The sequence below is a fragment of the Methylobacterium sp. 1973 genome, assembly GCF_040545035.1.
Lineage (GTDB): Bacteria > Pseudomonadota > Alphaproteobacteria > Rhizobiales > Beijerinckiaceae > Methylobacterium > Methylobacterium fujisawaense.
The window spans coordinates 1-25430 of record NZ_JBEPLA010000022.1 but is presented as its reverse complement, the minus strand read 5'-3'; the positions used below and the strand labels follow the sequence as shown (position 1 = coordinate 25430).

Here is a 25430-nt window from a genome sequence, read left to right as displayed (position 1 = left end):
TCGGCGGCTCAGTCGCGGGTGCCCGAGACGAGCAGGCCGAGACCGAAGCCGACAGCGCCGGCGATCAGCAGGGAGGCGAGGGGGTACTCGGCGACCTGGCCGCTCACACCGCCTTGGCCATGGCGCAGGGCGCGAGCGCCGCGCTCGTAGGCGTCTTCCGCGTAATCGGAGGCGTCGTCGGCGGCGCGGCGCACGGAGCGACGGGCCCGGTCGAAGTGATCCTCGGCGGCGCCCTGCGCGCGGCGCGCCCGATCCTCGACGTCGTCGGAGCCGACGAGGCCGCCCACGGTCTCGCGAATTCGGCCGCCGATATCGCGGGCGGTGTCGGCGACGTGCTCGGCCGCGTCACGCACGGTGTCCTTGGCCTGGCCGTAGAGGTTCTCGGCCTGGCCGGCCGCCTCGCGGGCGCGCCCCTCGACCGAGTCCCGCCGCGAGCCGGTCAGATCGCCCACCGCGCCCTGCACCTTGCCGCCGATTTCCTTGGCGGCGCCCGTGATCCGATCCGTGTCAACCATGTCGTTCTCCTTGCGTGATGGTGGTGTGGGTCGGCGCCTCCGCGTCGGGGCGCCGGTCGAATTCGCGTCAGTCCCCACCCGGCTTGGCGGGCTGGATCCCGACGGACTTGGCGGCGCGGGCCTCGCGCTTCTGCCGTCGCCCCTCGGCCTCGACCCGGATGTCGCCGGTGAGCTTGCCGAGGGCTTCTTTGACCGAGCCCTTGAGGTGCTCGGCGGAAGTGGAACTCCTGTCTTCGGCCATGGGTGCTCCGTCGTGTTCGAGAAAACCCTGCACCGACGATGAGATGATCGTCCCGTCTCCGTGTTCAATGAGCAAATTATACCAGTACGGTAATCATTTTGCTCCAGAGACTTGTATCGGAAATCCGTTTCCTCGACCCCAGACGACCGCCTCCGACCCTTTGCGGACGCCGATCTTGCGGTGGATCGCGGCGTCGTGATTGCGTGAGAGGTTGAGCGTGCGGGCGTTAGCCGCGTTATTCCGGCCCGCGCAGACGAGGTTCAGGATCTGGCGCTCGCGCACCGTCAGGTTGACGGCGGATATCTTCGCCCGACCGACCTCCCGCCTTCGCAGGTTGGCGAGATTCTCGATGGCGCCACGGTCGCTGCGGTCGCGCAGGCAGAACCGGTCCCGGTACGCGTCCATGGTCGGCCCGAGCTCGTTCAGGCTCTCGGCACCCTGCATCGCCGGGGCGGCCGCGTTGGCACACCACGCGCTGGCCCAGTCGGGCTCGACCAGGATCTCGCCCTCACTCAGGCCGGCGATGATGGGCCGGAGTTCATGCCTGTCGACGTCCGCCGTCACCGCTTCCGCACCCCGTCCCGCGCTCACTGCCCCTCCGGCAGCCGGGCACAAACGGGTTGCGCACAAGCAGGTTCCAAAATTTATGTTATTATCCCGGTACGCACGTATCATTGACGCGGGGATCTGCGACTCAAGATTGATGCTCATCGCGCCTGCGGGACCGCCGGATGGTCCTGGGCGCCGCCCTCAAGACGATGGCGAGCCCACTCGCGTGCCCCATGTCGCCGAACAGTTTCGCTCGCCTGCTGTACACGGTGCCGTGATCTCGCCTGCGCGCGACGAACTCCGGCGAGGTCTGCGGAATTACTACTTAGACGTCGCGCTGCCCGATAAGAGATTCCCGTTGGCGGCCTCTTTCCGGCGCCCCTTGGAGGCGCTGGACACGGCCGAGACGCCGTCGGGCCACGGCTTCGCGGCCGAACTTGTCGCGGGGGTGCCGCATCTGCGCCGGTCTGCGCTGTCGCTGAACCGCGACGCCACCGAGAGCGACGGCCTCGTGCAGTACACGTTGCTCAAGGCCCGGGAGCATCGAACCAGCTAGCGGCCTGGCGCTGCCTCGAAGGCGTGGCTTTTCACGATTCTGCGCAACAGGCACCGCGACGACCGGATAAAGTAACGGCGGGAGGTGCCCGACCCGGAGGGTTCGCACGCGGCAGGATTGTCGAGCCTCGCCGACCAGCAGCACCGGCTCACCGTGCAGGACGTCCAGGGGTGCGCGACCGGCTCGAACTGGCCGGGGGAGCTGGCCCTCGTTTTCCGTCTCCAGCGGGGCCGGGATACTCAGGATGAAGGCGCTCGCGTCGGACTTGGCCCTCGCGCCTTCCCGGCCCGCAATCCTCCATCAGGGTCCACGACCCCGAAGCGCAGGTTGACGGCGTCTTTCGTGTCCCTCGGATCGAAGGCGCCCGCGTTGCCACGCGCGACCGCGCAAAGCCATCCGAGCCCGAACACGCGCAAGCCGTGGCCATTGGTCCGCGCCCGACATCCATGGATGTCCGCGCTCGATCCATGTGGATGCAGCCTCGGTCGAACGCAGCTCTCGGAACATCCGTCGATCAGCCGCGCGCGGTCATCACTTCCTCAGCGGCACGCCCTTCGTGGTGAAACGCGGCGCACCCGGATGGCGCATGGGGCGCGGCTGGCCACCCGCCTTGCGCGCACCGGCGCCCGTTCCCGGCGGCTGCGAGAGCGGAACGAGCTGGTCCGGCCTCGGCCCGATGAGATCCGCGCGACCCATCGCCCGCAGCGCCTCGCGCAGCAGGGGCCAGTTCTCGGGATCGTGGTAGCGCAGGAACGCCTTGTGCAGCCGGCGCTGCCGCATACCCTTGATCGCGTCGACCGGCTCGCTGCCGCCGCGCCGCACGCCCTGCAACGGGTTGATCTCGGTGTGATACATGGTCGTGGCGGTGGCCATCGGCGAGGGCAGGAACGTCTGGACCTGATCGGCGCGATAGTCGTTCTTCTTGAGCCAGAGGGCGAGGTGCATCATGTCCTCGTCGGTCGTGCCCGGATGCGCCGCGATGAAATACGGGATCAGGTAGTATTTCTTGCCGGCCTGCTTGGCGGCGGCGTCGAACATCTCCTTGAAGCGGTCATACGTGCCGATGCCCGGCTTCATCATCAGGTCGAGGGGGCCGCGCTCGGTGTGCTCGGGCGCGATCTTGAGACGGCCGCCGACGTGATGGGTCACGAGCTCCTTGACGTATTCGGGGCTCCGGACCGCGAGGTCGTAGCGCACGCCGGAGGCGACCATGACTTTCTTGACGCCCTTCACCTCCCGGACCTTGCGATAGAGCCGGATCAGGTCGTCGTGCGAGGTGTTCAGGTTCGGGCAGATATCGGGAAAGACGCAGGACGGCAGCCGGCACGCCGCCTCGATCTTCGGGTCCTTGCAGGCCATCCGGTACATGTTCGCCGTCGGCCCGCCGACATCCGAGATCACCCCCGTGAAGCCCGGCGTCTTGTCGCGGATCTTCTCGATCTCGCGCAGGATCGAGCCCTCCGAGCGGTTCTGGATGACGCGGCCCTCGTGCTCGGTGATGGAGCAGAAGGTGCAGCCGCCGAAGCAGCCGCGCATGATCGTCACCGAGAACTTGATCATGTCCCAGGCGGGGATTTTCGCGTCCCCGTAGGACGGATGGGGAGCGCGGGCGTAGGGCAGGTCGTAGACCGCATCCATCTCCTCGCTGGAGAGCGGGATCGGCGGCGGGTTCAGCCACAGGTCGCGGTCGCCGTGGCGCTGGACGAGCGGGCGGGCATTGCCGGGATTGGCCTCCCGGTGCAGCACCCGCGAGGCGCGGGCATAGGCCTCCTTGTCGTCCTTGACCTGCTCGTAGGCGGGGAGCCGGATCACGGTCTCGCCGGGGCGACGGGCGGCGGCCTCGTCGGTCGAATCGAGATCGTCGGCGGGCAGCTCGGTGTAATGCGCGGGCACGCGGCGGAACAGGGCGACGCCCCGGACGGCGTCGAGTTCCTGCGGCGCCTCGCCGGCCGCGAGGCGGTTCGCCACCTCGACCACGGCGCGCTCGGCATTGCCGTAGATCAGCAGATCGGCCTTCGCGTCCGCGAGGATCGAGCGGCGCACCTTGTCGGACCAGTAATCGTAGTGGGCGATGCGGCGCAGCGACGCCTCGATGCCGCCGAGCACGATCGGCACGTCCTTGTAGGCCTCGCGGCAGCGCTGCGTGTAGACGATGGTCGAGCGGTCCGGCCGCCGGCCGCCTTCGCCGCCGGCCGTGTAGGCGTCGTCGTGGCGCAGCCGGCGGTCCGCCGTGTAGCGGTTCACCATCGAGTCGAGATTGCCGCCGGTGACGCCGAAGAACAGCTTCGGCTTGCCCAGAACCTTGAACGGTTCGGCCGACTGCCAGTCCGGCTGGGCGATGATGCCGACCTTGAACCCCTGTGCTTCGAGCAGCCGGCCGATGATGGCCATGCCGAAGCTGGGGTGATCCACATAGGCATCGCCCGTCACCAGCACGATGTCGCAGGCGTCCCATCCGAGCGCCGCCATCTCGGCGCGGCTCATCGGCAGGAACGGCGCCGCCTTTCCGGCGGGCGGCGGTTGGCAGACGATGGGTGCCAAGGGTCGGTTGGCGGGCGCGTGGAGTTCCATGGGGTCTATGCATAGGCCGCCGAGGCCGCGAGCTCAACGAACCGCCAGAGGGAAGGCGGCCGTCGCCCCTGCATCAAACGCCAAGAGGCCGCCGGCACCGCCGCGGCCAAGGTCACGCGCCGATCCGGCCATGCGTGGGCGACGACGCCCCTCGCCGAGACCGCGCCTGAAGCGGGACCGGAACCTGGGGCTATCCCGGAAAATGGCGCGATCCCTCCCGACCGTGATGCCCCCTGCCGTCGGCGCGGCTGCGCCCGACACGGGCCAGGGCCGTCGGGGGCGGCGCTCGAACGCCTCCGGCGTGTGGTCATCACCCGGTCGGCTCCGAGGCCCGTCTTGCCCCTCAGGCCTGGCAGGAAGGCCGCTCTCGGGCCGAGCGGATCGCTCAGGGCACGCGCAGGCCTAGCTGCGCCTTGTCCGTGAGCCTTTCGTTGCGGAACGTGAGCGTGAGATTGGCCCCATACGTGCACCGCCCGGGCCAGGAATAGGTCGCGCGCCGGACCCGGCCGATCGTCAGGTGCGAAATGCGACGGCCATCGCAACCCAGGCGTGCCCGCACCTGCCGATAGGTCATGCCTGTCTTGAGGGCCGCGTACCGCGCATGATCGACACGGCAGCCCGCCGCCGCCGCCGTCGAGGCCGATTGCGCGGCCGATGCTTGCAGGAGCGCCAGGGTCAGCCCGAGCGGGAGGATGGCTCGCATGGCGCGGTCAGCCCCGATCGTCCGCATCCCGGACCCCCGTCTTCGTCGCCGGAGGCTTGGACGGGCCGTCGGCCTCCGCGGACCGGATCTCAACCTTGAGGTCCTGCCGCATGTCCTGAAGGTGGTCGGTCACCACCCGCTCGCCGGCCTTGAGCCCGGCCAGGATCGCGGTGTCCTCGCCGAAGCTGTCGCCCGTCGTCACGGGCTTCTGGCGTACGACACCCTGATCGTCGACCACGTAGACGATCTGCTGAGCGAGTCTGGCCGACAACGCGATCGTGGGGACCAGAAGCTTCTCCTCGGTGCCGGTCTTCACCCGGGCACGGATGAACTGACCCGGCAGGAAGCGCTCGTCGGTGTTCGGCAATAGGGCGCGCACGAGGCGACGGGCGGTGCGGGGGTCAAATCGGTTGTCGAGCTGATAGACCTTCGCGTCGCGCATGGGTTTGCCGGCCTCGTCCAGCACCTCCACGGTCACGGGGCCCTTCTGCATCGCCTCGCGCAGCGCCTCGGAATCCTCGGAGGAGAGCGCCATCTGCACGTCGATCGGGTCGAGCTGCACCACCGTGACCAGCTGCGTCTGGTTCTCGATGACGAGGTCGCCGGGGTTGACGATCGACAGGCTCGCCCGCCCGTCGAAGGGGGCGTTCACCACCGCGTAGTCGAGGTTGAGGTTCTGCCGCGCGATCGCGGCCTCGGCCCCCTGGACCTGGGCGGCGGCGGAGGCGGCGTTCGACTGAAGCTGCTGGAGGCGCTGCTCGGAGGCGTAGCCCTTGTCGGCCAGCGTGTCGGTCCGGCTCACCTCGGCCTGCGCGAACTGGAGCTGCGCCTTGGCCTGCGCCTCCTGGGCCTGCGCCTGGGCGAGCGCCACCTGAAACGGACGCGGGTCGATCCGGAAGAGCACCTGCCCCTTCTTCACGTGGCCACCCGGCTCGAAGGGGCGATCGGTGACGTTGCCGGTCACCCGGGCCCGCAGGGCCGCGTCCTGCTGCGCGATGATCGTCCCCGTATAGGTGAAGCTGATCGGCACCGCCTGCGTCCGCGCCGTCGTCACCGTCACGGCGATCGGCGGCTCGGCCTCAGCGGTCTCGGGCGGCCGGTCCGACCAGGGCAGGGCCGCCATCAGCACGGACGGGTCCGGTCGGCCCATCGCGAACCAGCCGCCCGCCGCCAGGACCAGCGCGGCGCCACATCCGAGTAAGCCGTACCGAATCCCCGCCCGCACGCCGCCTGCTCCCCGCTGCGGCGCGCTCGACGCCGAACCGGACAGGGAACACGCCAAACGCGCTCGCGTTGCACGCCCGGTCCTCGCGGCCACCGACCACCGTCGAGGTCCGATGTTCGCCCGCTTCGTCGATCGGCCGGTCCTCGCGGCCGTCATCTCGGTTCTGATCACCCTGATCGGCGCGGTGGCGGGCCTGACCCTGCCGATCGCGCAGTTTCCCGAGATCGCGCCGCCGATCATCAACATCCAGGCGACCTATCCGGGCGCGAGCGCACAGCAGGCCTACGACGCCGTCACGACGCCCCTGGAGCAGGAGATCAACGGCGCCCAGCACCTCCTGTACATCGCCTCGACCAGCAACACGGATGGCAGCGTCAACCTCGACGCGACCTTCGAGATCGGCTCCGATCTCGACGCCGCCGCCGCAGAGGTCCTGACCCGCGCCAACCGGGCCGAGTCGAAGCTCCCGGCCTCGGTGCGCGCGCAGGGCCTGGAGATCCAGAAGAGCTCCCGCCAGCGGCTCGGCAACATCGTGCTCTACGCCGATCCGGGCTCGCCCTACGACGAGCTGTTCCTGGCCAACTGGGCCGAGACGCAGGTGATCAAACCCCTGCGCCGGGTCGACGGCATGGGCCGGATCCAGAACTTCTCCCAGAAGCGCTACGCCATGCGCATCTGGCTCGATCCGGTGAAGATGGAGGCCCTGGCGATCAGCCCCGATGCGGTGATCCGCGCGGTGAGCCAACAGAATGAGCAGATCACCACCGGATCCCTCGGCAAACCGCCGACCGATGGGCAGCCCACCGCCTTCGAGCTGCAGGTCGTGACTCAGGGGCGGCTGAGCCAGCCCCAGGAATTCGCCAACATCCTGCTGCGGGCCAACCCCGACGGCTCCGTGGTCCGGGTCCGAGACGTGGCGCGGGTGGAGTTGGGTTCGGAGCAGTACGGCGTGCGCTCCGGCTTCGACGGGAGGCCCTCGGCGACGCTCGGCCTCTACCAGACGCCCGGCGCCAACGCGGTCCATGTGATGGACGGGGTGAAGGCCACCATGGAAGAGCTGGCCCGGCGGTTCCCGCCCGGGCTCAAGTACAAGATCGCCCTCGACCGCACCGAGTTCGTCCGCGAGGCGATCCGCGAGGTGGTCCACACCCTGTTCGAGGCGCTCCTCCTCGTCGTCATCGTCACCTACCTGTTCCTGCAGAACTGGCGGGCGACGCTGATCCCCTCCATCGCCGTGCCGGTGGCGCTGGTCGGGACCTTCGGCCCGATGGCGCTGCTCGGCTTCTCCTTCAACACCCTGAGCCTGCTCGGCATGGTGCTGGCGGTGGGCCTCGTGGTCGACGACGCGATCATCGTGGTCGAGAACACCGAGCGGCTGATGGACGAGGGGATGGAGCCGCGGCCGGCCGCCCGGGAGGCGGTGAACGAGGTCGCCGGCCCGGTGATCGCCACCACCCTGGTTCTGGCCGCCCTGTTCGTGCCGGTGGCTTTCATCCCGGGCCTGACCGGCCAGCTCTACAACCAGTTCGCCCTGACCATCGCGATCTCGGTGATGATCTCGGCCGTCGTCTCGCTGACCCTGACGCCGGCGCTCTGCGGCCTGATCCTGAGGCACCGGCCGGAGGTGGCGCAGGCCCGGCAGAGCCGGTGGAAGGCGCCGCTGCGCTGGTTCAACCGGACGCTGGAGCGGGCCGCGGGCCTCCTCACCGCGATGATCGGGCGGCTCAGCCGCCATCTGGTGCTCGTCGGTCTCGCCTTCGCGGCCTTCGCGGCGCTCACCGTGCTCCTCGTGATGCAGCGCCCGACCGGCTTCGTCCCGAACGAGGATCAGGGCTACTTCTTCGCCGACGTCGCCCTGCCCAAGGGCGCCGCCGTGGCGCGCACCGACCGCATGGTCGAGCGGCTCGGCAAGAGCCTGCGGGACATGCCGGAGGTCGATCACACGATCGGCGTCGTCGGGCGCAGCATCCTCGCCGACGCGGTGGCGCCGTTCTACGGGTTCCAGATCCCGGTCCTGAAGCCCTGGGGCGAGCGGACGGCCTCGGCCGACGCCATCATCGCCCGCGTGCAGAAGCAGTTCCGGCACGATCCGGACGGGACGGTGCGGGTGGTCAACCCGTCGCCGCTGCCCGGCCTCGGCACGCGCAGCGGCCTGACCCTGGAGATCCAGGACCGCAGCGGCACCGGGGGCCTCAAGCTCGCCGCGGCGGCGCAGCGCTTCATCGACGAAATGGAGAAGAGCCCCAACATCGCCCAGGCGCTCCCGACGACGAGCTACGGCGTCCCGCAGATCCGCCTGGAGATCGACCGGGCCAAGGCCGAGCAGCTCGGCGTGCCCCTCCAGAACCTGTTCGACGCGCTCGGGACCTATGTCGGATCGAGCTTCGTCAACCTCTTCAACCGCTTCGGCTTCGTCTACCAGGTCTACGTGCAGAGCGAGGCCGCGGGCCGGCGCACGATCCAGGATCTGGAGGCCCTGCCGGTCCTGAACAGCCGGGGCGAGCCGGTGCGGATCGGCTCCCTGGTGCGGGCGGAGTTCACCACCGGCCCCACCGCCGTCCTGTCCTACAACACCTACCCGGCCATCGAGGTGGCGATCGAGGTGGCCTCCACCGCGAGTTCCGGCACGGTGCTCAAGGAGGTCGAGGCGCTCGCCAAGAGCCGCCTGCCGGCCGCCTACGCGGTGGAATGGACCGACGTCGCCTATCAGGAGAAGGTCGCGGGCGGCTACGCGCCGCTGATCTTCGGCCTCGGCGTCCTGATGATCTTCCTGCTGCTGGCGGGCCAGTACGAGTCGCTGCGCCTGCCCTTCGTGATCCTGCTCGCGACGCCGATCGCGATCTTCGGCGCCATCGGCTTCCTGGCGGTGCGGGGGCTCGAACTCGACATCTTCGGCCAGATCGGGCTCCTGCTGCTCGTGGGCCTGGCCGCCAAGAACTCGATCCTGCTCGTGTCCTTCGCGGAGGATCTGCGCCGGCAGGGCGAGGACGTGCTGAAGGCGGCCCAGGACGCGGCGCGCCTGCGCATGCGCCCGATCCTCATGACCTCCTTCGCCTTCATCACCGGCTCGATCCCGCTGGCCATCGCCAGCGGCGCCGGGGCGCATGCGCGCGTCTCCATGGGGACCGTGGTGATCGGCGGCCTCGTCGTGGCGACCTTCATCACCCTGTTCATCACGCCGACCTTCTACGTCGCCTTCGAGCGGCTGTTTGGGCGCCGCGATCCGGCCGCGCCCGAGCCGTCCGGGGCCGGAGACGCGGCACTGCCGGCCGAGTAGCGGCGTTGGTCCGTCGCAGGGTCGGTGGCGCGGACATCGGCGCGGACATCGGGATCGGCGGCGGGAGGGGGCCGAAGCGCGCATGAAGACCGTCATGCCGCGCTGGCGGCTGATCCTGTCCCGAACCCTCCGCCAGGCCTGGGTCCGCGCCGCGCTCTACTGCGTCGGGGGCGTCCTGGCGGCCCTGGTGGCGTGGCGCTTCCAGTTTCACGTCGAGGAGAACTTCGCCCTCAGCGTCGGTGCCGACGCCGTCGGCAACGTCCTGGGCATCCTGGCCTCCTCGATGCTGACGGTGACGACCTTCTCGCTGACCGTGCTGGTGAACGCCCTGGGGTCCGCCTCGTCGGGCGTGACGCCGCGCGCCACGATCCTCTGGAGCGAGGACCGGCGGGCACACGACGCGCTCGCCACCTTCCTCGGGGCGTTCCTGTTCTCGGTTGTGGGGATCGTGGCCCTGTCGACCCGCCTCTACGGGCCGGGCGGGCGCCTCGTCATGCTGGGCGCGACGGTGGTGGTCATCGGCCTGATCGTCGTCACCCTCCTGCGTTGGATGCAGCAGCTCACGCGCTTCGGCCGGGTCGGCGAGACGATCCGGCTGGTCGAGCAGGCGGCGGCCCAGGCGCTGCGCTGCCGGCGCGACCAACCGCATCTCGGTGGCATCCCCCCGGATCCGGCGCACCGCCACGCGCGGCCGGTCCTCGCGGATCGGATCGGCTACATCCAGCATGTCGACCTGGCGGTGCTGACGCGGGCCCTCGGCGGCCGCGACGCGATGCTGGACGTGGCCGTGCTCCCCGGCGCCTTCGTCCACGCCGCCACGCCCCTCGCCTTCGTCGACCCGGAGATGGAGACCGCCGCCCTGGCGGCCGTCCGCCGGGCCTTCCTGATCGCCGACGATCGTGCCTGGGAGCAGGATCCGCGCTTCGGCCTGTCCGTTCTCGCGGAGATCGGATCGAAGGCGCTTCCGCCGACGGCCGCCGATTACGGGACCGCGATCGCGGTGATCGGTGCAGGCTTGCGCGTGCTCTCGGAGTGGATACCGGACCCGGACCGGCCGCCGCGCGAACCCGAGCATCCGCGCATCCGGGTCCCGGCCCTGTCGACCGACGACCTGATTGCGGATTTCTTCCATCCGCTGGCCCGTGAGGGCGGCGGGATCGTGCAGGTCGGCGTGCGGCTGCAGAAGGGCCTGGCGGCCCTGCGAAGCATGTCACCGGAGTGCTTCTCCGCCGCAGCCATGCGCGCCTCGATCCTGGTCACGGAGCATGCGGGCTTCGCCCTGCTGGTCCCGTCCGAGAAGGCCGCCGTGGAGGCCCTGACCCTGCGCTGATGCCCAAGCGGGCTCGGCCGTCTCGACCGCCGTTCGCCTCATGCGCGCAGGGTGCCGCCGAGGCGACGCGCCGGAGAAGCCTCGGCGCGGCACCGGTCATCGCCGGTTCGGAACTGCCGATGCGCTGATCCATTGGCTCACCGGACGCGGACCGACCGGCTTTCGAGGATGACTGGATTGATGATCCTGATGCACGCTCTCCCTGTCGGCTCCGCACGGACTGCCATGCGCCGCGCGGCCATGGGGGCCTGCGCGCTGATCGCGCTCTCTGGACCGGTGCTCGCCCAATCGGCGGCGAGCCGGATCGATCAGCCGACGCCGGCGACGCTGCACCCCGGGGTCAGCACCACGCCGGGCAGCCCTTCCCCTGCCGATCGACCGAGCGGCCCTGTCTCACCCCCGAGCGCCCTCTCTTCATCGACGGACGTCATGCGCGGGGGGAGCACCGGGACCGTATCCGGCCGGAACAAGGACGCGCGCACCAACCCGCTCGATCATCTCTCGCCGGAATACAGGCGGTAGATCGAGGGTTCCCTCGGGGGACGTCTCGGGGTCCCGAACGGCACCGGCGGTCGGATGTGCGGTCCATCGTCGGTCGCCGCACGCCGCCGATGACGGCACGGCGTTCTGGACCGGCCCCTCTGTCGGGTTCTCGTTCCGGTGTCTCTCGGCTGACATGCTTTCGCCGCCTCGCTGTGCGACGGGCTGCGCGAGCGGCATCACAGCCTCGCGGGCCGATCGCGCCCGCGGCAGCCCGAGTTCGAGAAGCAACGATGAACACGCAGGTCGAGAAGGCGGGGGGCAGGCCTTCGAAAGGCATCGACCGGAACAAGGTGATCGCGCACTCGCTGCGGCAGTTCGCACGCCTGCCGGGCCTTCCCGACACCAAGAAGGGCGTGCGCTCCTACCAGAGTCACGTCAAAAGCGATCCCTGGCTACCGCTCCTCTTCGTCGTCTGCTTCGTCCTGCCGACCCTGGGCGGCGCGATCTTCTACGGCCTGATCGCCTCCGACCGCTTCGTGACCGAGGCACAGTTCGCGATCCGGCCGACCGTCGGGACGGCCGACAAGGCGACGCCGGACACGGTCGGCACGAATGCCGGCGTGATCAAGGCGACGGTCGCCCAGGAAACGCTCATCGCACAGGAATACATCCACAGCCGGCCGCTGGTCGAAGCCGTCGCGGCGGAGCTTCCGATCCGCGACTGGTTCGGTCGCGACAGCATCGACATGTTCTCGCGGTTCAGCCCGGAAAAGCCGGTCGAGAAGTTCCTGAAGTACTGGAAGCGCCGCGTCGACGTCGACGTCGAGTCGGCGTCCGGCATCATGTCGCTGACAGTCGAGGCCTTCGACCCCGACGAGTCGCTTGCCATCACGAAGGCCGTGATGGCGGATACCGAGCGGATGTTGAACGACCTGAGCATGAGGTCCCGCCAGGACGCGCTGGACGTCAGCGCGCGTGTCCTGAAGCTCGCCGAGGAGCGGGAGGCGCAGGCCAACGCCGCATTGAACGATCTGCGCAACCGCGAGGGCGTGCTCGACGTCGTCAAGTCGAATACCGCCACCATCAAGGCGATGTCGGAGCTGCGGGACTCGCGCACCAAGCTCGCCATCCAGCTCGCCGTGCTTCAGCGGGATCTCGGCCCGCAATCCCGCAGCATCATCGACCTGAAGCAGCAGATTGCCGATCTCGATGCCAACATCGCCAAGGTTCGGCAGCAGCTGGCCGGCACAGCACCGACGGAGAAGCGGCGCCTCTCGGACGCGCTCACGCGGTTCGAAGACCTCGAGCACGAGCGCGAGAACGCCGAGAAATACCACCGCGACGTGCAACTGGCCTATGACCGGGCCCGGATCGTGGCCCAGCAACAGGTCGTGGCCCTCGTGCCGATCGTCGAACCCGTCAAGGCCGGCTCTTCCACGGAGCCGAGACGGATCCTGATGACGAGCCTCGTCACGGCCGGCGCCGCCGTGCTGTTCGCGGCCGCGATGTTCACCCGCCGGATGATCACGAGCTGACGGGGGCCCGGATCGGTTCTCGTCCGTGACGGTGGACGAGCCGATCGCAGCGGAACCTGCCGTGCAGACGGCGGCGGTATCCCGCGTCGCATCGACGAAAAGGCCCGCCGCGGCGAACCGGGCGGGCTGAGGGAGTGCTTGGGAGGAAGCGCAGCTTTACGAGGCTCGTATCTGGCATACCAGCCCTGGGAACGCAGGGCAGGTCTGCGAAATCACGAGGCATTCCTCAGGGGCATTGGCGCCCACTGCCCCGCGGGTGCGCGGCGGCGGGCGACCGTGACATCCCCCAAGCGCCGGCTCCAACGGGCCGGCGGATGCGCGGATCGACTGAGGGGCGGATGTCCCGGGCGGAGCGGCCCCCGCTGCTCCGGCCCATCGGCGCAGGACATCGCCGATCCGGTGTCGATCTCAGGCGGCCACCGCCTGGGCGCGCGTCCGTCCCTCAAGGTCGCGGATCGTCGCGGCGAGAAGGGTCTCCAGCCCGTCGCAGGCCTCTTGCGGCTCGGCGCAGGCCGCGTTCCGGGCGGCATCCTCGATGGCGCGCAACCGCGCGACGAGGGCGCGGGCGCCGATATTCGCACTCATCGACTTGAGGCTGTGGGCCGCCCTGGCGATGGCAGGCTGATCCGAGACAGCGAGGGCCGATCGGAGGGTGGCGAGCGCGACAGGGCCTTGCGCCCGGTACAGATCGAGGACGCGGTCCAGGAAGGCACCGTCTCCGAGGCCGAGGAGCCCGTCCAGCACCTCGGCGTCGAGCAGATCGCCGTCTGGCGATGCTTCGGGTGCTGCTCCGGGTGATGCTCCGGTCGGCAAGGCGGCCCGGGCCTCTTCCGATCCCACCGCAGCCTCCCGTGCCGCGTCCCGGAGGGACGGGACATGCGCCTGCAGGAGATCGGCGAGCTGCCGCAGGGTGAAGGGCTTCAGGAGCGTTCCGTTCATGCCGGCGGCCTCTGCGGCTTCCGCAGCCTCGCCGAGGACGTGGGCCGTGAGCGCGACGATCGGGGTGCGCCGGTCCGTGGCCGCCTCGCGCTGCCGGATCGTCCGGGCGGCCGCGAAGCCATCCAGGACCGGCATGCTGCCATCCATCAGGATCAGATCGAAGTGCTGCGACCCGGCCGCCGCCACGGCCGCGGCCCCGTCCTCGACGGTCACGACATCGGTCACGCCGCAGCGGGCCAGGGCCTCGAGGGCGACCTCGCGGTTGACCGCGCTGTCGTCGGCGACGAGCACCCGCGCGCCGGAGAACTGCGGCAGCAGATCGGTCGCGACGGCGACCGCCGCGGACGCGGTGAAGGGATCGCCCGCGGCCAGCGCCGCCAGGAGGGGCCGCCACTCCGCCTGGATCACGGGCCAGCGCAGCACCGCGTCGGCGAGGCCGGACCGGAGAGCCTGATCGGCCGCATTGTCGCCCGCCCCCGCCAGGACGAGCACGCGCCCGGCCCGATCCGGCCGGCGACCCGCCGCCACGAGGGCGGCCGCGTCGAGGACCCAGTGGGCGGGGGCCGCGCCACGGTCCGCCGCGACCGGCGCGAAGCCGGCCCCGCTCAGACTGGCGGCGAGGGCAACCCGGGTCGCGGGACCGGCGGTGTCCAGCACGATCGCGGCCGGCACCGTGCCGTGGCGCAGGATCGGCCGGGCGGGTTCGGCGACGGTCACGGGAATGCGCGCCGAGAAGGTCGAGCCCGCGCCGACGCGGCTCTCCACCGCCACGGTGCCGCCCATCGCGGCGATGATCTGCTGGGCGATCGAGAGCCCGAGGCCGGTCCCGCCGAAACGGCGGGTCGTGGATTGATCGGCCTGCGAGAAGGCCGAGAAGATCGTGGCCAGCTTGTCCTGGGGGATGCCGATCCCGGTATCGGCGACGGCAATGACGAGGCATCCGTCCCCGGCATCGAGCGCCATCCGGACGGAGACGTGCCCGGCCTCGGTGAACTTCAGCGCGTTCGACACGAAATTGCTCACCACCTGACCCAGGCGGACCGGGTCGCCGAGGATCGCCTGCGGCACCTCCGGCGCGATGTCGGCCGCGAGGTCGAGCCCGGCCGCGCGGGCCCGCTCGGCGAAGAGCGTCACCACGGTATCGGCGATCTCGGCGGGGCACACCGGCACGTGTTCGAGATCGAGCTTGCCCGCCTCGACCTTCGCGAAGTCGAGGATGTCGTTGATGATCGCCAGGAGCGACCGGCCGGACCGGGCGATGACTTCGGCGTAGCGGCGCTGGCGCACCGGCAGGTCGGCACTCGCCAGCAGTTCGGCCATGACCAGGACGCCGTTCATCGGCGTCCGGATCTCGTGGCTCATCGTGGCCAGGAAGGTCGACTTGGCGGCGTTGGCGGCGTCGGCGGCCTGCTTGGCCTCCCTCAGATCGGCTGTCCGCGCCTGGACCTCCGCCTCCAGGTGGGCGCTGTGGGCGGCGAGGCGGTGGTCGCGCTCGTTGACCGCGGAGAGCAGGTCATTGAGGGTGCGCGCCAGCGCGCCGACCTCGTCGTCGCTCTCCACGGGGGCGCGCTGCGTGTAATCGTGGCGCAGGCGGACCGCCTCCATGGTCCGGGTGAGGGCCCCCAGGGGCCGCGTGACGCTGCGCTGCAGGTAGAACGACACGCCGATCCCGATCGCGACGGCCAGCAGGGCCGCCAGGGCGGCGTTCTGGCCGGCGGCCCAGACGTGGTCGCGGATGTCGTCGGTCTCGCCGATCAGGACGACCCGACCGACGGGGCGCCCGTTCTCGAGGATCGGCGCGGTCGCCCGGAGACTCTGGGTGGCGAACAGATGAAGGAGCGAGAGATCCGCCCCGTCCAGGGCTGCGTCCTGCGTCAGCCGCAGGCCGATCCCCTGCTCGGCGAGGACGGACCCGTCCGGTCGCTCGATCGCCCCGTAGACGATGGACGGCACGTTGCCGATCGCCCGGAGGGAGGCGGCGGCCGCGGCCTCGTCGTTGGCGGCCGTGGCCCGGGCGCCCCCGTGGGCGAAGACCTGGGCGACGGCCTCCAGCGCCGCTTGCTTGTCGGCGGCGTAGCGGTCGACCTCGCGCCAGACCGAGAGGGCCGCCGCCAGGACGAGAGCCGCCGTGACGGCGCCGGTCACCGCCAGCGCCAGCCGGCCGGCCAGGGAACGTCTCGGCCTGAGCCACGCGAGATGCACGCTCTTCTCCTTCAGGCGGCCCGGAGGGGCCCGGTCGCGGGACGGGGGCGGCGGAAGAGACGGGATCAGGCGGCGGCGCGGATGCAGGTCCGCGTCACCATCTCCCAGCCCGCCAGGAAGGCCTCCACGCAGCGCGGATCGAAGTGGCGGCCTGCCTGGTCCGCCAGGAAGGCCCGTGCGCGCTCGAGGGGCCAGGCCGCCTTGTAGGGCCGCTCGGTCACCAGGGCGTCGAACACGTCCGCCACCGCCACGATGCGACCGGAGATCGGGATCGCCTCGCCGCGCAGGCGCTTGGGATAGCCGGTTCCGTCCCAGCGCTCGTGGTGGCTCTCGGCGATCTCGGCGGCGAGGCGCACGACGTCGGAGGTGCTGCCCTCCAGGATGCGCCGGCCGCGCTCGGCGTGCTTCTCCATCTCGGCGCGCTCCTCGACCGTGAGCGGCCCCGGCTTGAGCAGGATCGCGTCGGGAACGCCGATCTTGCCGACATCGTGCATGGTGGAGGCGAGCTTCAGGATCCGGATCTCCGCCGGATCGAAGCCGAGATTGGCGGCGATGATGCCCACGTAGCCGGCCACCCGGGCGATGTGATCGCCGGTATCGGTGTCCCGGTGCTCGGCGGCGCGCATCAGCAGGGCGATGATCTCGCGCTCCCGCGCCTCGATGACCGCGACCGCCGCCGCGACCTCGCGGGCGAGCACCGCGGCCCGGTCCTGCTCCTGCCGGTGGGCCGCGCTGATCGTCATCAGGTTGGTGATGCGCGCCTGGATCTCGACGGGATCGCAGGGCTTGCCGAGGAAATCCGTCGCGCCGGCGCGCAGGGCCTGATGGCGCAGGCTGCGCTGGTCGAGACTCGTCACCATGACGATCGGCACGTGCGCGAAGCCCGGGACCGCCCGCGCCGCCGCGATGACGTCGAGGCCGGTCAGGCCGGGCATGTCGTAGTCGGTGACGACGACCCCGATCCTGTCGACATGCGCCCGCAGGAAGTCGAGCGCCGCCCTGGGGCAGGTGAAGGCGACCGGCTCGCAGCCGGCCACGGGCTTGAGCGCCTGCATGACCAGCAGGTTGTTCATCTCGGAATCGTCGATGATCAGTGCGAGCACCGCGTCACTCCCAGACGAATGGCCGGCAGCGGAGGATCGGCATCGTGGCTTCCGCTATTGCGAGAGCAGCAGCTTGCCCGAGAGGGGGCCGACCCCCTTGGGCACCGGCACGCTCGTCGCGTCGTAATTCGCGTTCAGATAGAGATTCGGACCCTCGTAGAGGTTGACCTGCTGGGCCACGATCACCGTGTAGGCCGATTGGTCGGCAACGGGTTTGCTCGCGTCGATCACCACGCGGCCCGCCGGCAGGTAGAGCGTGCCCAACATGGTCCGCGCATTGTCGCTGATGATCCGGTAAGTCCGCATCGGCTTGGTCGCGGCCAGCGGCGGCGGCGTCGGCGCGATCGGGCTCAACAGATCCCCGAGAACGGCCTGGGTGGGGTCGACCGGATCGCTGACCACCCGCTCCTCCATCATCAGCAGGCCGGCCATGGGACCTGTGGTGGGCGCCGACAGACTGACCGTGGTCTTCTTGTCGAAGACGAGGCCGCCCTTGTTGCCGGTGAAGTAGAAGGCGACGTCGATGCCGGTCATGGCGGCATCCTTATCGACGATGAGCGGCCCGTCCTTCATCACATAGGTGCCGGCGCGCAACGCGACGGAGGCGCTCTTGGTGATGTGCAGGCCGCCGCAATAGGTGCCCGGATCGAGGGTCACGCTCTGATCGACGAGATTGCCGCTGGTGTCGCGCTTGCTGTTGGCCGAGGCCGGGATCGCCGTGCAGGCGCCGATCGGCGGTGGCGCCCGGTCCTTCAGCGGATCCTGGATGGGCGGACAGCTCGTCTGCGGCGGCGGGGCAAAATTCGCGCGGGCGCCGTCGAAGCCGCCCGCGGTGCAGATGGTCTGTGCCCGGGCATAGGCGTTGTCCTTGCCGACCATGCCGCGAGGGCTCAGCGAGTTGCTGTAGAGCGAACAGTCCTGGGCCGTGACCTCGGCGCTCTTCTCCAGTTCGAAGGCCCCGTCGGCGAGCGGATCCAGCGTGAGCAGGCACAGGCGCATCTTGCCGACGACGCGCGCCTTCGAGCGCACCGCGACCTTGACCATCGGCACGCCGACGAAGCCGCCGAAGGCGAGCTTGACGGTCTCGTCGACCGTCACGGCGACGCTGGTCCTGTCGTCCGCCACGTCGACCTGGAGCGCATACGGGCTCTCGGTGCGGGGCGCCGCCTGGGCCTGGATCGTGTCGACCACGATACTCTTGGCCGCCGCCGAGGTCGCGACAGCCAGCTTGAGGTAATTGCCCGCCGCCAGAACGCCGGCATCGGCCGCGTTCTGGAGCTGGCTGCGCCGGGAGGCGAGGCGGGCATAGTCGATGCCGCCGCCGGTCAGGCCGAGCAGCACCACGGCGCTCAGACCGAAGGTCAGGGCCACCGAGCCGGACCGGTCCGCCAGGGCGCGCGAGCCGATGCGGAGCGCTCTCCAGAAGGGTAAAATGGGCAGTTCTCCCCGGGCGGGATCGGTGCGGCCATCGCGACGGCACCAACCGCCAACCCGACCTGGCTAGCGCCCAGCTCCTAAGAATCCGTCGCGTTGGAACGCCAAAATGCCGGCGCTGCCCGTCCGGCCACGCTTGGCTGTGAAAATCGTCGGACCCCTTGCAGACAGAAGCCCGCTCGCCCCGGAACACGGGGCCGCGATACAAGCAGAAGAGTATATAATCGAATTATATACAACCCAAGCGCGAAAAGACAGTCCTCCACAGACTCGTCGCCGCCGAACCTCGATAAGGTGGCAAATTCTACTCATGTTTGAACGTTTTCTAAACGAGCCGATCTTACATCTAGCTTCGTCCGGCCGTTGAGCCGGGACGGCAGCAGGCATAGGACCTGCAGAGTTCGTTTGTCATGATGGGCATCTTGCGGCGCGTCGCGACTGTCTGGCGCACACGCGAGCCGGGCGGCCGGGCTGGCACCGACGGATGGATCCGACGGCTGCGCGGCCACCGCGGCGGCGCCTCGGCGGTGGAGTTCGCGCTCCTGGCGGCGCCGTTCCTGGCACTTCTGGGCGTCGTGGCGGAATCCGGCGTCGTCGCCATCGAGCAGCAGACCCTCGATATCGCCGTCGACCGCAGCGTGCGCCAGCTGCGCACGGGCGCCTTTCAGGACGGCGCCGACGGCAGCGATCCAAGCCAGCGCTTGCGCAAGCTCGTCTGTGCCGGCCCGTCGGCGCTGTTCCCCTGCGCCGATCTGCGCCTCGACGTGTCGCGGACGGCTTCGTTCTCGGCATCGCAGCCGGCGGAGCCGTTCGACAAGACCACGAAGACGTGGACGACGGGCTTCGGCACCCGGTTCGAATGCCCGCAGGGCGGCGATACGGTGACGGTCCGGGTCGCCGTGCCGGTGATGCGCCTCTTCCAGATGCTGGACTTCACCGGGCGGATCATGTCCGACAAGTCGCAGCTGCTCGTCACCACCGAGATCTTCCGGGCCGAGGATTACGAGCCCAAACCGTGCTGAGCCTCCGTCCCCGCGCGGGCCTGACCGGCCTGATCGGCAGCCGGGACGGCGTCAGCGCGATCGAGTTCAGCGTGATCGCGCCGATCCTGCTGCTGATCCTGATGGGGTCGATCGAGCTGCCCCGCGCCTTCATGATCGGGAAGCGGCTCGACAACGCGTCGGCCACGATGGCGGATCTGATCGCCCGCGGCAGCTACGCCGACCTGAAACCGGTCTTCGCCGCGACCAGCGCGATCTCCAACCCCTACGACGTGAGCGGCGCGAGCATCGTGCTGACGGCCGCGGGCACCTACAGCGACGGCAGCTCGGCGACGACCAAGGTCTGCTCGAGTGCCGAATCCAATGGGCAGGCCTACGCGGCCGGCACCTCCCTCGGCCCACCGCCCCCGGGGATGACCCGAAACGGCGATCGCTTCGTCGTGTCGGAGGTGACGATGATCTATAATCCGATCTTCCCGGTGCTCTCGAAGCTGACCCGGTGGACCTTCCGATCCAGAAAAGTCTGGCCGGTGCGCGGGGGCGAGATCTACAACGGACAGAGCGAGGTGGTTCTGCCCGGCGGCAAGCCCTGCCCGGCCTGAACGGGCGGACGGTGGCAGGCCCGTCAAGCGGAGGCCAATCCTCCGCGGCAATCCGGTCGGCGATGGAGGATGGCGCCTGCGGCACGCAGGACGGGTTGCGCGGGCACGGCGGCGGTCTTCCAAGCGCGGCGCGGGCGATCCGGCGACGCGGCCGGCGCCACCGGATGGACCCGGTGGCGCCGGATCGCGGCCATCGCCCGCCTCAGCGGGTCGAGACCGCGGTGGCGACGACCCGCCGCGAGGCCGGGCTCGCCGGGACAAGACGCGGCGTCGTGGTCAGCTCCGAGGCCGGACGAACCGCGGCGGTGGGACGCGCCTGCTCACGGTAGAGCGGGGGAGTCAGCGCGATGGTCTCGTCGGCCAGGGCGGTGCCGATCATCGGAACGGCGGCGAGGGCGGCGAGAACGATGGTGCGAACGGTCATGATGCGAAGTCCTCTCGTTGTCCGGGTCGTGCCCGGCTTCGAGGGGGTATTTACGTTGCAGAGCAACATGATCCAAACAGATGCAATCGATAGCGCATATCGATACGATCAATGTTTGCCGTGCCGATCCCGTTCCGAGCGACTAGGCAGGCGGACCTTGCCGCCTGCGCCTCATCGACTGGTCGGCTCGAGGAGACCGCGCTCCGGGAGCCGGCCGATGCATCGCCAAGGTTCGGCCGACCGGAAGGACGGACCGAGTTCATACAATATTAAACCGCACCCCCGAAGGTCGGTCAGCCCATTGAATGTTTGTGAACCCACAGAGACTTAACGCGTAAAAGTTTATCTTTTCGCGCGGAAGGAGACGGCCCGTTGCTGGTTGCTGCCCTGCTCTTCGCGGTGGGCGTATGGGAGGGCTGGCGGTATCGGGCAGCGGTTCTGATAGCCAGCTCGATGCTGGTCAGCATCGGGTGGCTGGGCCTGTGGGCCTTCGTATGGACGCATCTCGACGCCGAGAAGATCCTATTGCTGTTCGCCTATCTCACCGCCCATCAGGCCGGGTATCTCGTCGGCGCCTATCTCGGGGCGGATTTCGGCGAAGATTCTTGACCGAACGGATCGTCGGCCCGCGGGCTGCAATCATCGTGGCGACGTCGACGCCAGGTTGACGCAGCGGCGCAGACAGGCCGGCGGGGTGATCGAAGACGAAGCCGCGATGCGCAACCCGTTCTCCGGGCGGCGCCACCGGCTGCCGGAGCTCAGTGGCCGAGTTCCACCGGGATACTGAGATCGACGATCCCGTCCCCGCTCAGGAGAGCGGGCGGCGGGGCGGAGGTCGGGCTGATCCCCTGCAGGGCGCGGAGCGCGCGCTGATCGAGTTTCGGCGAGCCCGAACTCTGCTCGATCTCCGCGCTCTGCACCGCCCCGTCCGGACCGATCTGGACGTGGACCAGCACGGTTCCGCCGCCCCGAGCCGTACCCGATCCCCTCTGAGCGCGGTCGGCGGCATCGATCCGCGTGACGAGGTCCGAGAGCCAGGCCCGCACCGCGGGTCCTGGAGTCGCCTGCGCTCCGCTCGCCAGAGCCAGACCGAACACAACAGCACCGGACATCAGGACGCGCGGCGACATGGGAAACGGTGGCTCCCTGAGCCCAGGATCGAGGGGCGACCCTACGCCTCGAACGGGCCGCTTGCGACCCCGATCCCGTGTCGCCGTCACGCGACGGCGGCGGTTTTCCGACCTTTCGGGCCGGCGGCGGCCAGCATGACGTCGTCGCTACCGATCTCAAGGCCGGTATAGCCCAGCATCTGCGCGAGTTGCGTCCGGGCCCGCCAGACCCGGCTCTTCACCGTGCCGATCCGGCACCGCATGATCGCGGCGGTCTCCTCGTAGGTCAGGTTCTCGATCGCCACGAGCACGAGCGCTTGCCGCATCGGCGGCGTGAGACGACCGAGGGCCGCCTGGACGTCGCTCAGGTCGAGATGGCCGCCCTGCTCGGGCAGCGAGACCATCCGCTCCGCCTGCGCTCCATCCTCGTCCTGCACCTCGCGCCCGTGCCTCCGGTGCTCGTTGTAGAACGCGTTGCGCATGATCGTGAACAGCCACGCTTCCAGGTTGGTGCCCGGTACGAAGCTGGCGCGCGAGCGCCAAGCCCGCAGAAGCGTGTTCTGCAGCAGGTCGTCGGCACCGACGTGGTTGCGCAGCAGCGAGCGCGCGAAGCGCTGCAGGTTCGGCACCATGCCCAGGAGCGAGGCCTGGAATTCCTTCTCACGGCCGTCTTGCGCCTCGCCGAAGGCACCGTCTAGCAACCTCAGCAGTTCGGCGAAGCGCTCCGCGATCGTCGGCTCAACGGCGTCCTGCGCGTAAGTCGCCGCCAGCAGATGGCCGAGATGAGATTGCACGCTGTCGGGGAGCCGGGGCGCCGGTGGGTCGATTGTATCAGCGTCCAGCAAGACTGCGAGCATGATAGCCGACCACCTGAACAGGATGAAAACATGATTTCGGATATTAATCCCGGAATATGTCACACTCGCCGCAACATAGATCAGCCAATACGAATATACATGGACAGAAACATGCCGGTCGCCGCGGCGGACACGAGAAACGCCCCGGAACGAGGAGGGTTTCGATGGCATTGGACGCGCTGAAAAACGCTACGCCCCGGCGCCGAATCTGCGGCGATGCCGTCCGCGACCGCGCCGCTCCGCATGTCGTCTTCGACACGGGGCCAGGCGCGGCGGGTTGAACACAAGGATCGAACCCATGACCAGACTCTCGGATCTCGAGATGGATCCCGCCTTCCAGGAAGCCGTCAGCGCCTTGCGAGGCGCGGCCAGCACCTTGAGCGGTCGCGCCGTGACGGCCGCTGAGGCCCGCTTTCTCGTCGGCATCGCCCTGACGACCTTTGCGCATGCCGGTGGCCTCGAGGAGCCGAGCCGTGGGCGGCTCGCCCGCTTCGCGGCGCGCAGCGGGCCGGACACGGCCGTCGGGACGCGAACCCGGCACTGAGCCACCGCCGGCCAACGGGAGACGCCCGGACCGCAGATCCGAACGCCGCTCCGGTCTCAGGCATCGCGGCCCGCCGACGCCCGACCCGGATCGGGTCGCCACCACGCGCAAGCTCGCAGTGCCCCCCTCGGTGCCATGCGGGCCGACGATCGGGAGGTGCCCCTCGGGGGCCCGGCCGCCGCCCGGATCCGCCGGATCTCGTCGCGGCCGTGCCGACCGGCCGCGACCCTCGCCGACTGTGCCGCGTGGTCCGCCCCGCGCCCCGACCGATGGACCGCAGGGCGCGGATCCCTCCGAGGAAAACGCCTCGACCGGAGGGCGCGCGGATCGGAGCGTCCGGTCGATCAGCCGATCTGCTGGGACTCGGCGCCGCTGTCGGGGCGCGCCGGGCCGAGCACCGGCTCCTCGCCCATCGGCTGGTTCTGGACGACGCTGAACGTGCCCTTGCCGTCGAGCGACGGGCCCTGCGTCCAGCGGCCGGCCGGCGGCGGCGAACCGTCCGCCGACGTCCCGAAGAAGGCGTAGTTGAACTTCTGGTTCTCCTTCTCCTGCGGGAAGGAGTTCGGGATCGGCAGGGTGCCCGCGTGGCCGCCGAGTTCCTCGATCACCGCCAGCCATTGCTGCTGGTGCATGGTGTCGCGGGCGATGAGGAAGCTCCACATGTCCCGCATGCCGGCGTCGGTCGTGGCGTTGTAGAGCCGCACTGCGAGGACGCGGCCGGTGCTCTCGGCGGCGACGTTGCAGTACATGTCGGCCGCGATGTTGCCGCTGGCGTAGACGTGGCTCATGTCGAAGGGCAGGCCGTCGGAATTGCCCGGGAAGGCGGCCATGCCGGCGGACAGCAATGTCTTGTGCAGCATGCCCTCGGCGATGTGGCGCGGGTTCTCACCGCCCATGATGGCCCCCACGATCGCGTCGGCCGCCCCGGCCTCCTGCACCTTGGTCGGCGCGTTCTCAAGATTCAGCGCGACCGCCGTCGCGAGCATCTCGATATGGCCGAGTTCCTCGGTCGCGGTGGCGAGCAGCATGTCCCGGTACTTCGTGGTCGGAGCACGATTGCCCCAGGCCTGGAAGAAGTACTGCATACAGACCCGGATCTCACCTTCGATTCCGCCGATCGCCTGCTGGAGCATGCGGGCATAGATCGGGTCGGGGCTGTCGACCTTGACCGGATACTGAAGACGCTTGTCGTGATAGTACATGGTATCTGTCCCTCGCGAGAGGCACGGCGTGCTCAAGCCCACCGCACGAGCGGCTGTCGGCTCGGCACCCCCGTGGGAGCATCGAGCCTCTCACCCTGTCCAACCCCGCGTCAGGACGACGGTTCGATTTCTGGATCTATTTATAACGACCAATATTTGGTCAAAGCTATTTTCTTAAGCTCGATCAGGCTATTGGCACGGTCAATCTCGATCATTCCCGCGCCAGAGCATCTCGTATTACATAACGTATGTTAAGGGAGACCAACCCCGGTTCAGGGCGCTTGGCGGGCATCTCCGGCCGGGCACCGTGCAAGCGTCCCCGGTCCGGCGGTCGCGGCCCGTGCGGCCTCACGAGGATGCCGCACCGACGTCCCGGAGTTCAGAGGAGCCCGGCTCGGCGGGCGAGCATGATCGCGAAGGCGAGGCAGGCGGCGAGGCTAACCGCCAGCATGGCGACGTTCGTCCAGAATCGCACCGGCCGGCTGGAGCCTTCGATCCCGCTGGCGCGCAGCCGGACCCACGGCACATACAGGTAGAGGGCGATCAGCGTCAGGATCAGAAACGCGAAGGTGGCGAGCCGGCCGGTGATCAGGGCCGCGCCGGCCAGGACCGCCCAGCCGAAGACGAGGCCCAGCATGGTGAACAGGGCTGTCGAGTTCACGTCCGCACGTCCCCTTCCGCGGATGATGTCGGCAGGGCAGCCGCTGCGATCCTCAGTCTGCGCCGGGACCCGTCGAGGAACCCGCAGCGTCAGCCGAACCGGTGATCAGATCGAGAAGGTTTCTGGTGCTGCGAGAGAGGATTGAACTCTCGCTCTCACGGCACATTACGATACAGAACAACGACTTAGGGTCAGCCAACGTCCGCGTTGTGTGAAAGTTCGGTGTGATTGTCAAGCGCGCGGATCGTGCAGGTGAAGAATCGAGGAGGCCTTAGGGTGTGGACTCGATCAGCACCAGAAGGCGATGACGGCGGCCAGAGCGAGGGCCGAGGCGTAGTTGCGGGCGAGTTTGTCGTAGCGGGTGGCA

The 25430-nt window shown here is 69.4% G+C and carries 22 protein-coding genes and 1 pseudogene; 8 read left to right on the top strand and 15 right to left on the bottom strand.

The features are described 5' to 3' along the window. Positions 1-8: 8 nt before the first annotated feature. From ABIC70_RS26800 to ABIC70_RS28420, 4 genes and pseudogenes are all read right to left on the bottom strand, one after another. Positions 9-515, bottom strand: a complete 507-nt coding sequence (locus tag ABIC70_RS26800; protein WP_043346042.1) for a CsbD family protein — start codon at positions 513-515, stop codon at positions 9-11. A 67-nt stretch (positions 516-582) separates the two neighbouring features. Then, positions 583-756 (bottom strand): CsbD family protein, encoded by a 174-nt coding sequence (locus tag ABIC70_RS26795; protein ID WP_081948643.1) that lies wholly within the window; start codon positions 754-756, stop codon positions 583-585. A 93-nt stretch (positions 757-849) separates the two neighbouring features. Next, positions 850-1038, bottom strand: coding sequence for a LuxR C-terminal-related transcriptional regulator (locus ABIC70_RS28425; protein ID WP_374701288.1), 189 nt, complete (start codon positions 1036-1038; stop codon positions 850-852). Positions 1039-1113: 75 nt separating this feature from the next. Next, positions 1114-1320, bottom strand: a pseudogene (locus ABIC70_RS28420) (helix-turn-helix transcriptional regulator); the annotation flags it as partial. Between the two features lie 343 nt (positions 1321-1663). Between ABIC70_RS28420 and ABIC70_RS26785 the strand changes: the two are divergent. Then, a complete protein-coding gene (locus ABIC70_RS26785) occupies positions 1664-1861 on the top strand; it encodes a hypothetical protein (RefSeq protein ID WP_179696603.1) in 198 nt (65 codons plus the stop codon). A 531-nt stretch (positions 1862-2392) separates the two neighbouring features. Here ABIC70_RS26785 and ABIC70_RS26780 read toward each other — a convergent pair. The 3 genes from ABIC70_RS26780 to ABIC70_RS26770 form a co-directional block, all read right to left on the bottom strand. After that, complete coding sequence (locus tag ABIC70_RS26780) at positions 2393-4432, bottom strand: YgiQ family radical SAM protein (RefSeq protein ID WP_502916045.1); 2040 nt, start codon at positions 4430-4432, stop codon at positions 2393-2395. A gap of 385 nt (positions 4433-4817) precedes the next feature. Then, a complete protein-coding gene (locus ABIC70_RS26775) occupies positions 4818-5135 on the bottom strand; it encodes a hypothetical protein (RefSeq protein WP_354442064.1) in 318 nt (105 codons plus the stop codon). A gap of 7 nt (positions 5136-5142) precedes the next feature. After that, the gene (locus ABIC70_RS26770; RefSeq protein WP_343066797.1) at positions 5143-6360 is read right to left on the bottom strand and encodes an efflux RND transporter periplasmic adaptor subunit; all 1218 of its coding nucleotides are present in this window, start codon (positions 6358-6360) and stop codon (positions 5143-5145) included. 112 nt (positions 6361-6472) lie between these two features. Between ABIC70_RS26770 and ABIC70_RS26765 the strand changes: the two genes are divergently transcribed. The 3 genes from ABIC70_RS26765 to ABIC70_RS26755 all read left to right on the top strand — a co-directional run bounded on the left by ABIC70_RS26765 (position 6473) and on the right by ABIC70_RS26755 (position 12985). Then, positions 6473-9637 carry an efflux RND transporter permease subunit gene (locus tag ABIC70_RS26765; protein ID WP_354442062.1) on the top strand — a complete coding sequence of 1055 codons (3165 nt, stop codon included), beginning with the start codon at positions 6473-6475 and terminating at the stop codon, positions 9635-9637. 82 nt (positions 9638-9719) lie between these two features. Then, the gene (locus ABIC70_RS26760) at positions 9720-10967 is read left to right on the top strand and encodes a DUF2254 domain-containing protein (RefSeq protein WP_274927336.1); all 1248 of its coding nucleotides are present in this window, start codon (positions 9720-9722) and stop codon (positions 10965-10967) included. 773 nt (positions 10968-11740) lie between these two features. Next, complete coding sequence (locus tag ABIC70_RS26755; RefSeq protein ID WP_043381856.1) at positions 11741-12985, top strand: KpsE/RkpR family capsule polysaccharide export protein; 1245 nt, start codon at positions 11741-11743, stop codon at positions 12983-12985. A 408-nt stretch (positions 12986-13393) separates the two neighbouring features. Here the strand turns inward: ABIC70_RS26755 and ABIC70_RS26750 are convergent, their stop codons facing one another. From ABIC70_RS26750 to ABIC70_RS26740, 3 genes are all read right to left on the bottom strand, one after another. Continuing rightward, complete coding sequence (locus ABIC70_RS26750) at positions 13394-16126, bottom strand: ATP-binding protein (RefSeq protein ID WP_053608510.1); 2733 nt, start codon at positions 16124-16126, stop codon at positions 13394-13396. A gap of 65 nt (positions 16127-16191) precedes the next feature. After that, positions 16192-17229 carry an HD-GYP domain-containing protein gene (locus ABIC70_RS26745; protein WP_043381861.1) on the bottom strand — a complete coding sequence of 346 codons (1038 nt, stop codon included), beginning with the start codon at positions 17227-17229 and terminating at the stop codon, positions 16192-16194. A gap of 54 nt (positions 17230-17283) precedes the next feature. Beyond that, entirely contained in the window at positions 17284-18594 is a 1311-nt protein-coding gene (locus ABIC70_RS26740) for a TadE/TadG family type IV pilus assembly protein (protein WP_053608540.1), read from the bottom strand. A 479-nt stretch (positions 18595-19073) separates the two neighbouring features. On the opposite strand from ABIC70_RS26740, the gene ABIC70_RS26735 reads away from it, so the two are divergent. Together ABIC70_RS26735 and ABIC70_RS26730 are read left to right on the top strand one after the other, a co-directional pair. After that, positions 19074-19685 carry a TadE/TadG family type IV pilus assembly protein gene (locus ABIC70_RS26735; protein ID WP_342141755.1) on the top strand — a complete coding sequence of 204 codons (612 nt, stop codon included), beginning with the start codon at positions 19074-19076 and terminating at the stop codon, positions 19683-19685. After that, positions 19679-20266, top strand: coding sequence for a TadE/TadG family type IV pilus assembly protein (locus ABIC70_RS26730; protein WP_043353026.1), 588 nt, complete (start codon positions 19679-19681; stop codon positions 20264-20266). The genes ABIC70_RS26735 and ABIC70_RS26730 overlap by 7 nt, the downstream gene beginning before the upstream one ends. A gap of 202 nt (positions 20267-20468) precedes the next feature. On the opposite strand, the gene ABIC70_RS26725 is transcribed toward ABIC70_RS26730, so the two are convergent. After that, complete coding sequence (locus ABIC70_RS26725; protein ID WP_078946968.1) at positions 20469-20690, bottom strand: hypothetical protein; 222 nt, start codon at positions 20688-20690, stop codon at positions 20469-20471. A 372-nt stretch (positions 20691-21062) separates the two neighbouring features. Here ABIC70_RS26725 and ABIC70_RS26720 point away from each other — a divergent pair, with 372 nt between their 5' ends. Next, positions 21063-21299: a hypothetical protein gene (locus ABIC70_RS26720; RefSeq protein ID WP_043353028.1), complete on the top strand. Its 237-nt coding sequence runs from the start codon at positions 21063-21065 to the stop codon at positions 21297-21299. Between the two features lie 149 nt (positions 21300-21448). On the opposite strand, the gene ABIC70_RS26715 is transcribed toward ABIC70_RS26720, so the two are convergent. Next, a complete protein-coding gene (locus ABIC70_RS26715; protein ID WP_043353029.1) occupies positions 21449-21820 on the bottom strand; it encodes a cell envelope integrity TolA family protein in 372 nt (123 codons plus the stop codon). 86 nt (positions 21821-21906) lie between these two features. After that, the gene (locus tag ABIC70_RS26710; RefSeq protein WP_354442057.1) at positions 21907-22656 is read right to left on the bottom strand and encodes a sigma-70 family RNA polymerase sigma factor; all 750 of its coding nucleotides are present in this window, start codon (positions 22654-22656) and stop codon (positions 21907-21909) included. Between the two features lie 298 nt (positions 22657-22954). On the opposite strand from ABIC70_RS26710, the gene ABIC70_RS26705 reads away from it, so the two are divergent. Continuing rightward, positions 22955-23200, top strand: coding sequence for a hypothetical protein (locus tag ABIC70_RS26705; RefSeq protein WP_075380186.1), 246 nt, complete (start codon positions 22955-22957; stop codon positions 23198-23200). Positions 23201-23544: 344 nt separating this feature from the next. Here the strand turns inward: ABIC70_RS26705 and ABIC70_RS26700 are convergent, their stop codons facing one another. Both ABIC70_RS26700 and ABIC70_RS26695 read right to left on the bottom strand, forming a co-directional pair. Beyond that, positions 23545-24402, bottom strand: a complete 858-nt coding sequence (locus ABIC70_RS26700; protein WP_354442055.1) for a manganese catalase family protein — start codon at positions 24400-24402, stop codon at positions 23545-23547. Between the two features lie 379 nt (positions 24403-24781). Next, positions 24782-25063, bottom strand: a complete 282-nt coding sequence (locus tag ABIC70_RS26695) for a hypothetical protein (protein WP_354442053.1) — start codon at positions 25061-25063, stop codon at positions 24782-24784. Positions 25064-25430 lie beyond the last annotated feature (367 nt).

Coding starts and splice junctions, on each gene's coding strand:
- ABIC70_RS26795 (WP_081948643.1), bottom strand. CDS start 756: ATGGCCGAAGACAGGAGTTCCACTTCCGCCGAGCACCTCAAGGGCTCG.
- ABIC70_RS26725 (WP_078946968.1), bottom strand. CDS start 20,690: ATGACCGTTCGCACCATCGTTCTCGCCGCCCTCGCCGCCGTTCCGATG.
- ABIC70_RS26800 (WP_043346042.1), bottom strand. CDS start 515: ATGGTTGACACGGATCGGATCACGGGCGCCGCCAAGGAAATCGGCGGC.
- ABIC70_RS26715 (WP_043353029.1), bottom strand. CDS start 21,820: ATGTCGCCGCGCGTCCTGATGTCCGGTGCTGTTGTGTTCGGTCTGGCT.
- ABIC70_RS26760 (WP_274927336.1), top strand. CDS start 9,720: ATGAAGACCGTCATGCCGCGCTGGCGGCTGATCCTGTCCCGAACCCTC.
- ABIC70_RS26780 (WP_502916045.1), bottom strand. CDS start 4,432: ATGGAACTCCACGCGCCCGCCAACCGACCCTTGGCACCCATCGTCTGC.
- ABIC70_RS26765 (WP_354442062.1), top strand. CDS start 6,473: ATGTTCGCCCGCTTCGTCGATCGGCCGGTCCTCGCGGCCGTCATCTCG.
- ABIC70_RS26735 (WP_342141755.1), top strand. CDS start 19,074: ATGATGGGCATCTTGCGGCGCGTCGCGACTGTCTGGCGCACACGCGAG.
- ABIC70_RS26775 (WP_354442064.1), bottom strand. CDS start 5,135: ATGCGAGCCATCCTCCCGCTCGGGCTGACCCTGGCGCTCCTGCAAGCA.
- ABIC70_RS26705 (WP_075380186.1), top strand. CDS start 22,955: ATGACCAGACTCTCGGATCTCGAGATGGATCCCGCCTTCCAGGAAGCC.
- ABIC70_RS26755 (WP_043381856.1), top strand. CDS start 11,741: ATGAACACGCAGGTCGAGAAGGCGGGGGGCAGGCCTTCGAAAGGCATC.
- ABIC70_RS26700 (WP_354442055.1), bottom strand. CDS start 24,402: ATGTACTATCACGACAAGCGTCTTCAGTATCCGGTCAAGGTCGACAGC.
- ABIC70_RS26710 (WP_354442057.1), bottom strand. CDS start 22,656: ATGCTCGCAGTCTTGCTGGACGCTGATACAATCGACCCACCGGCGCCC.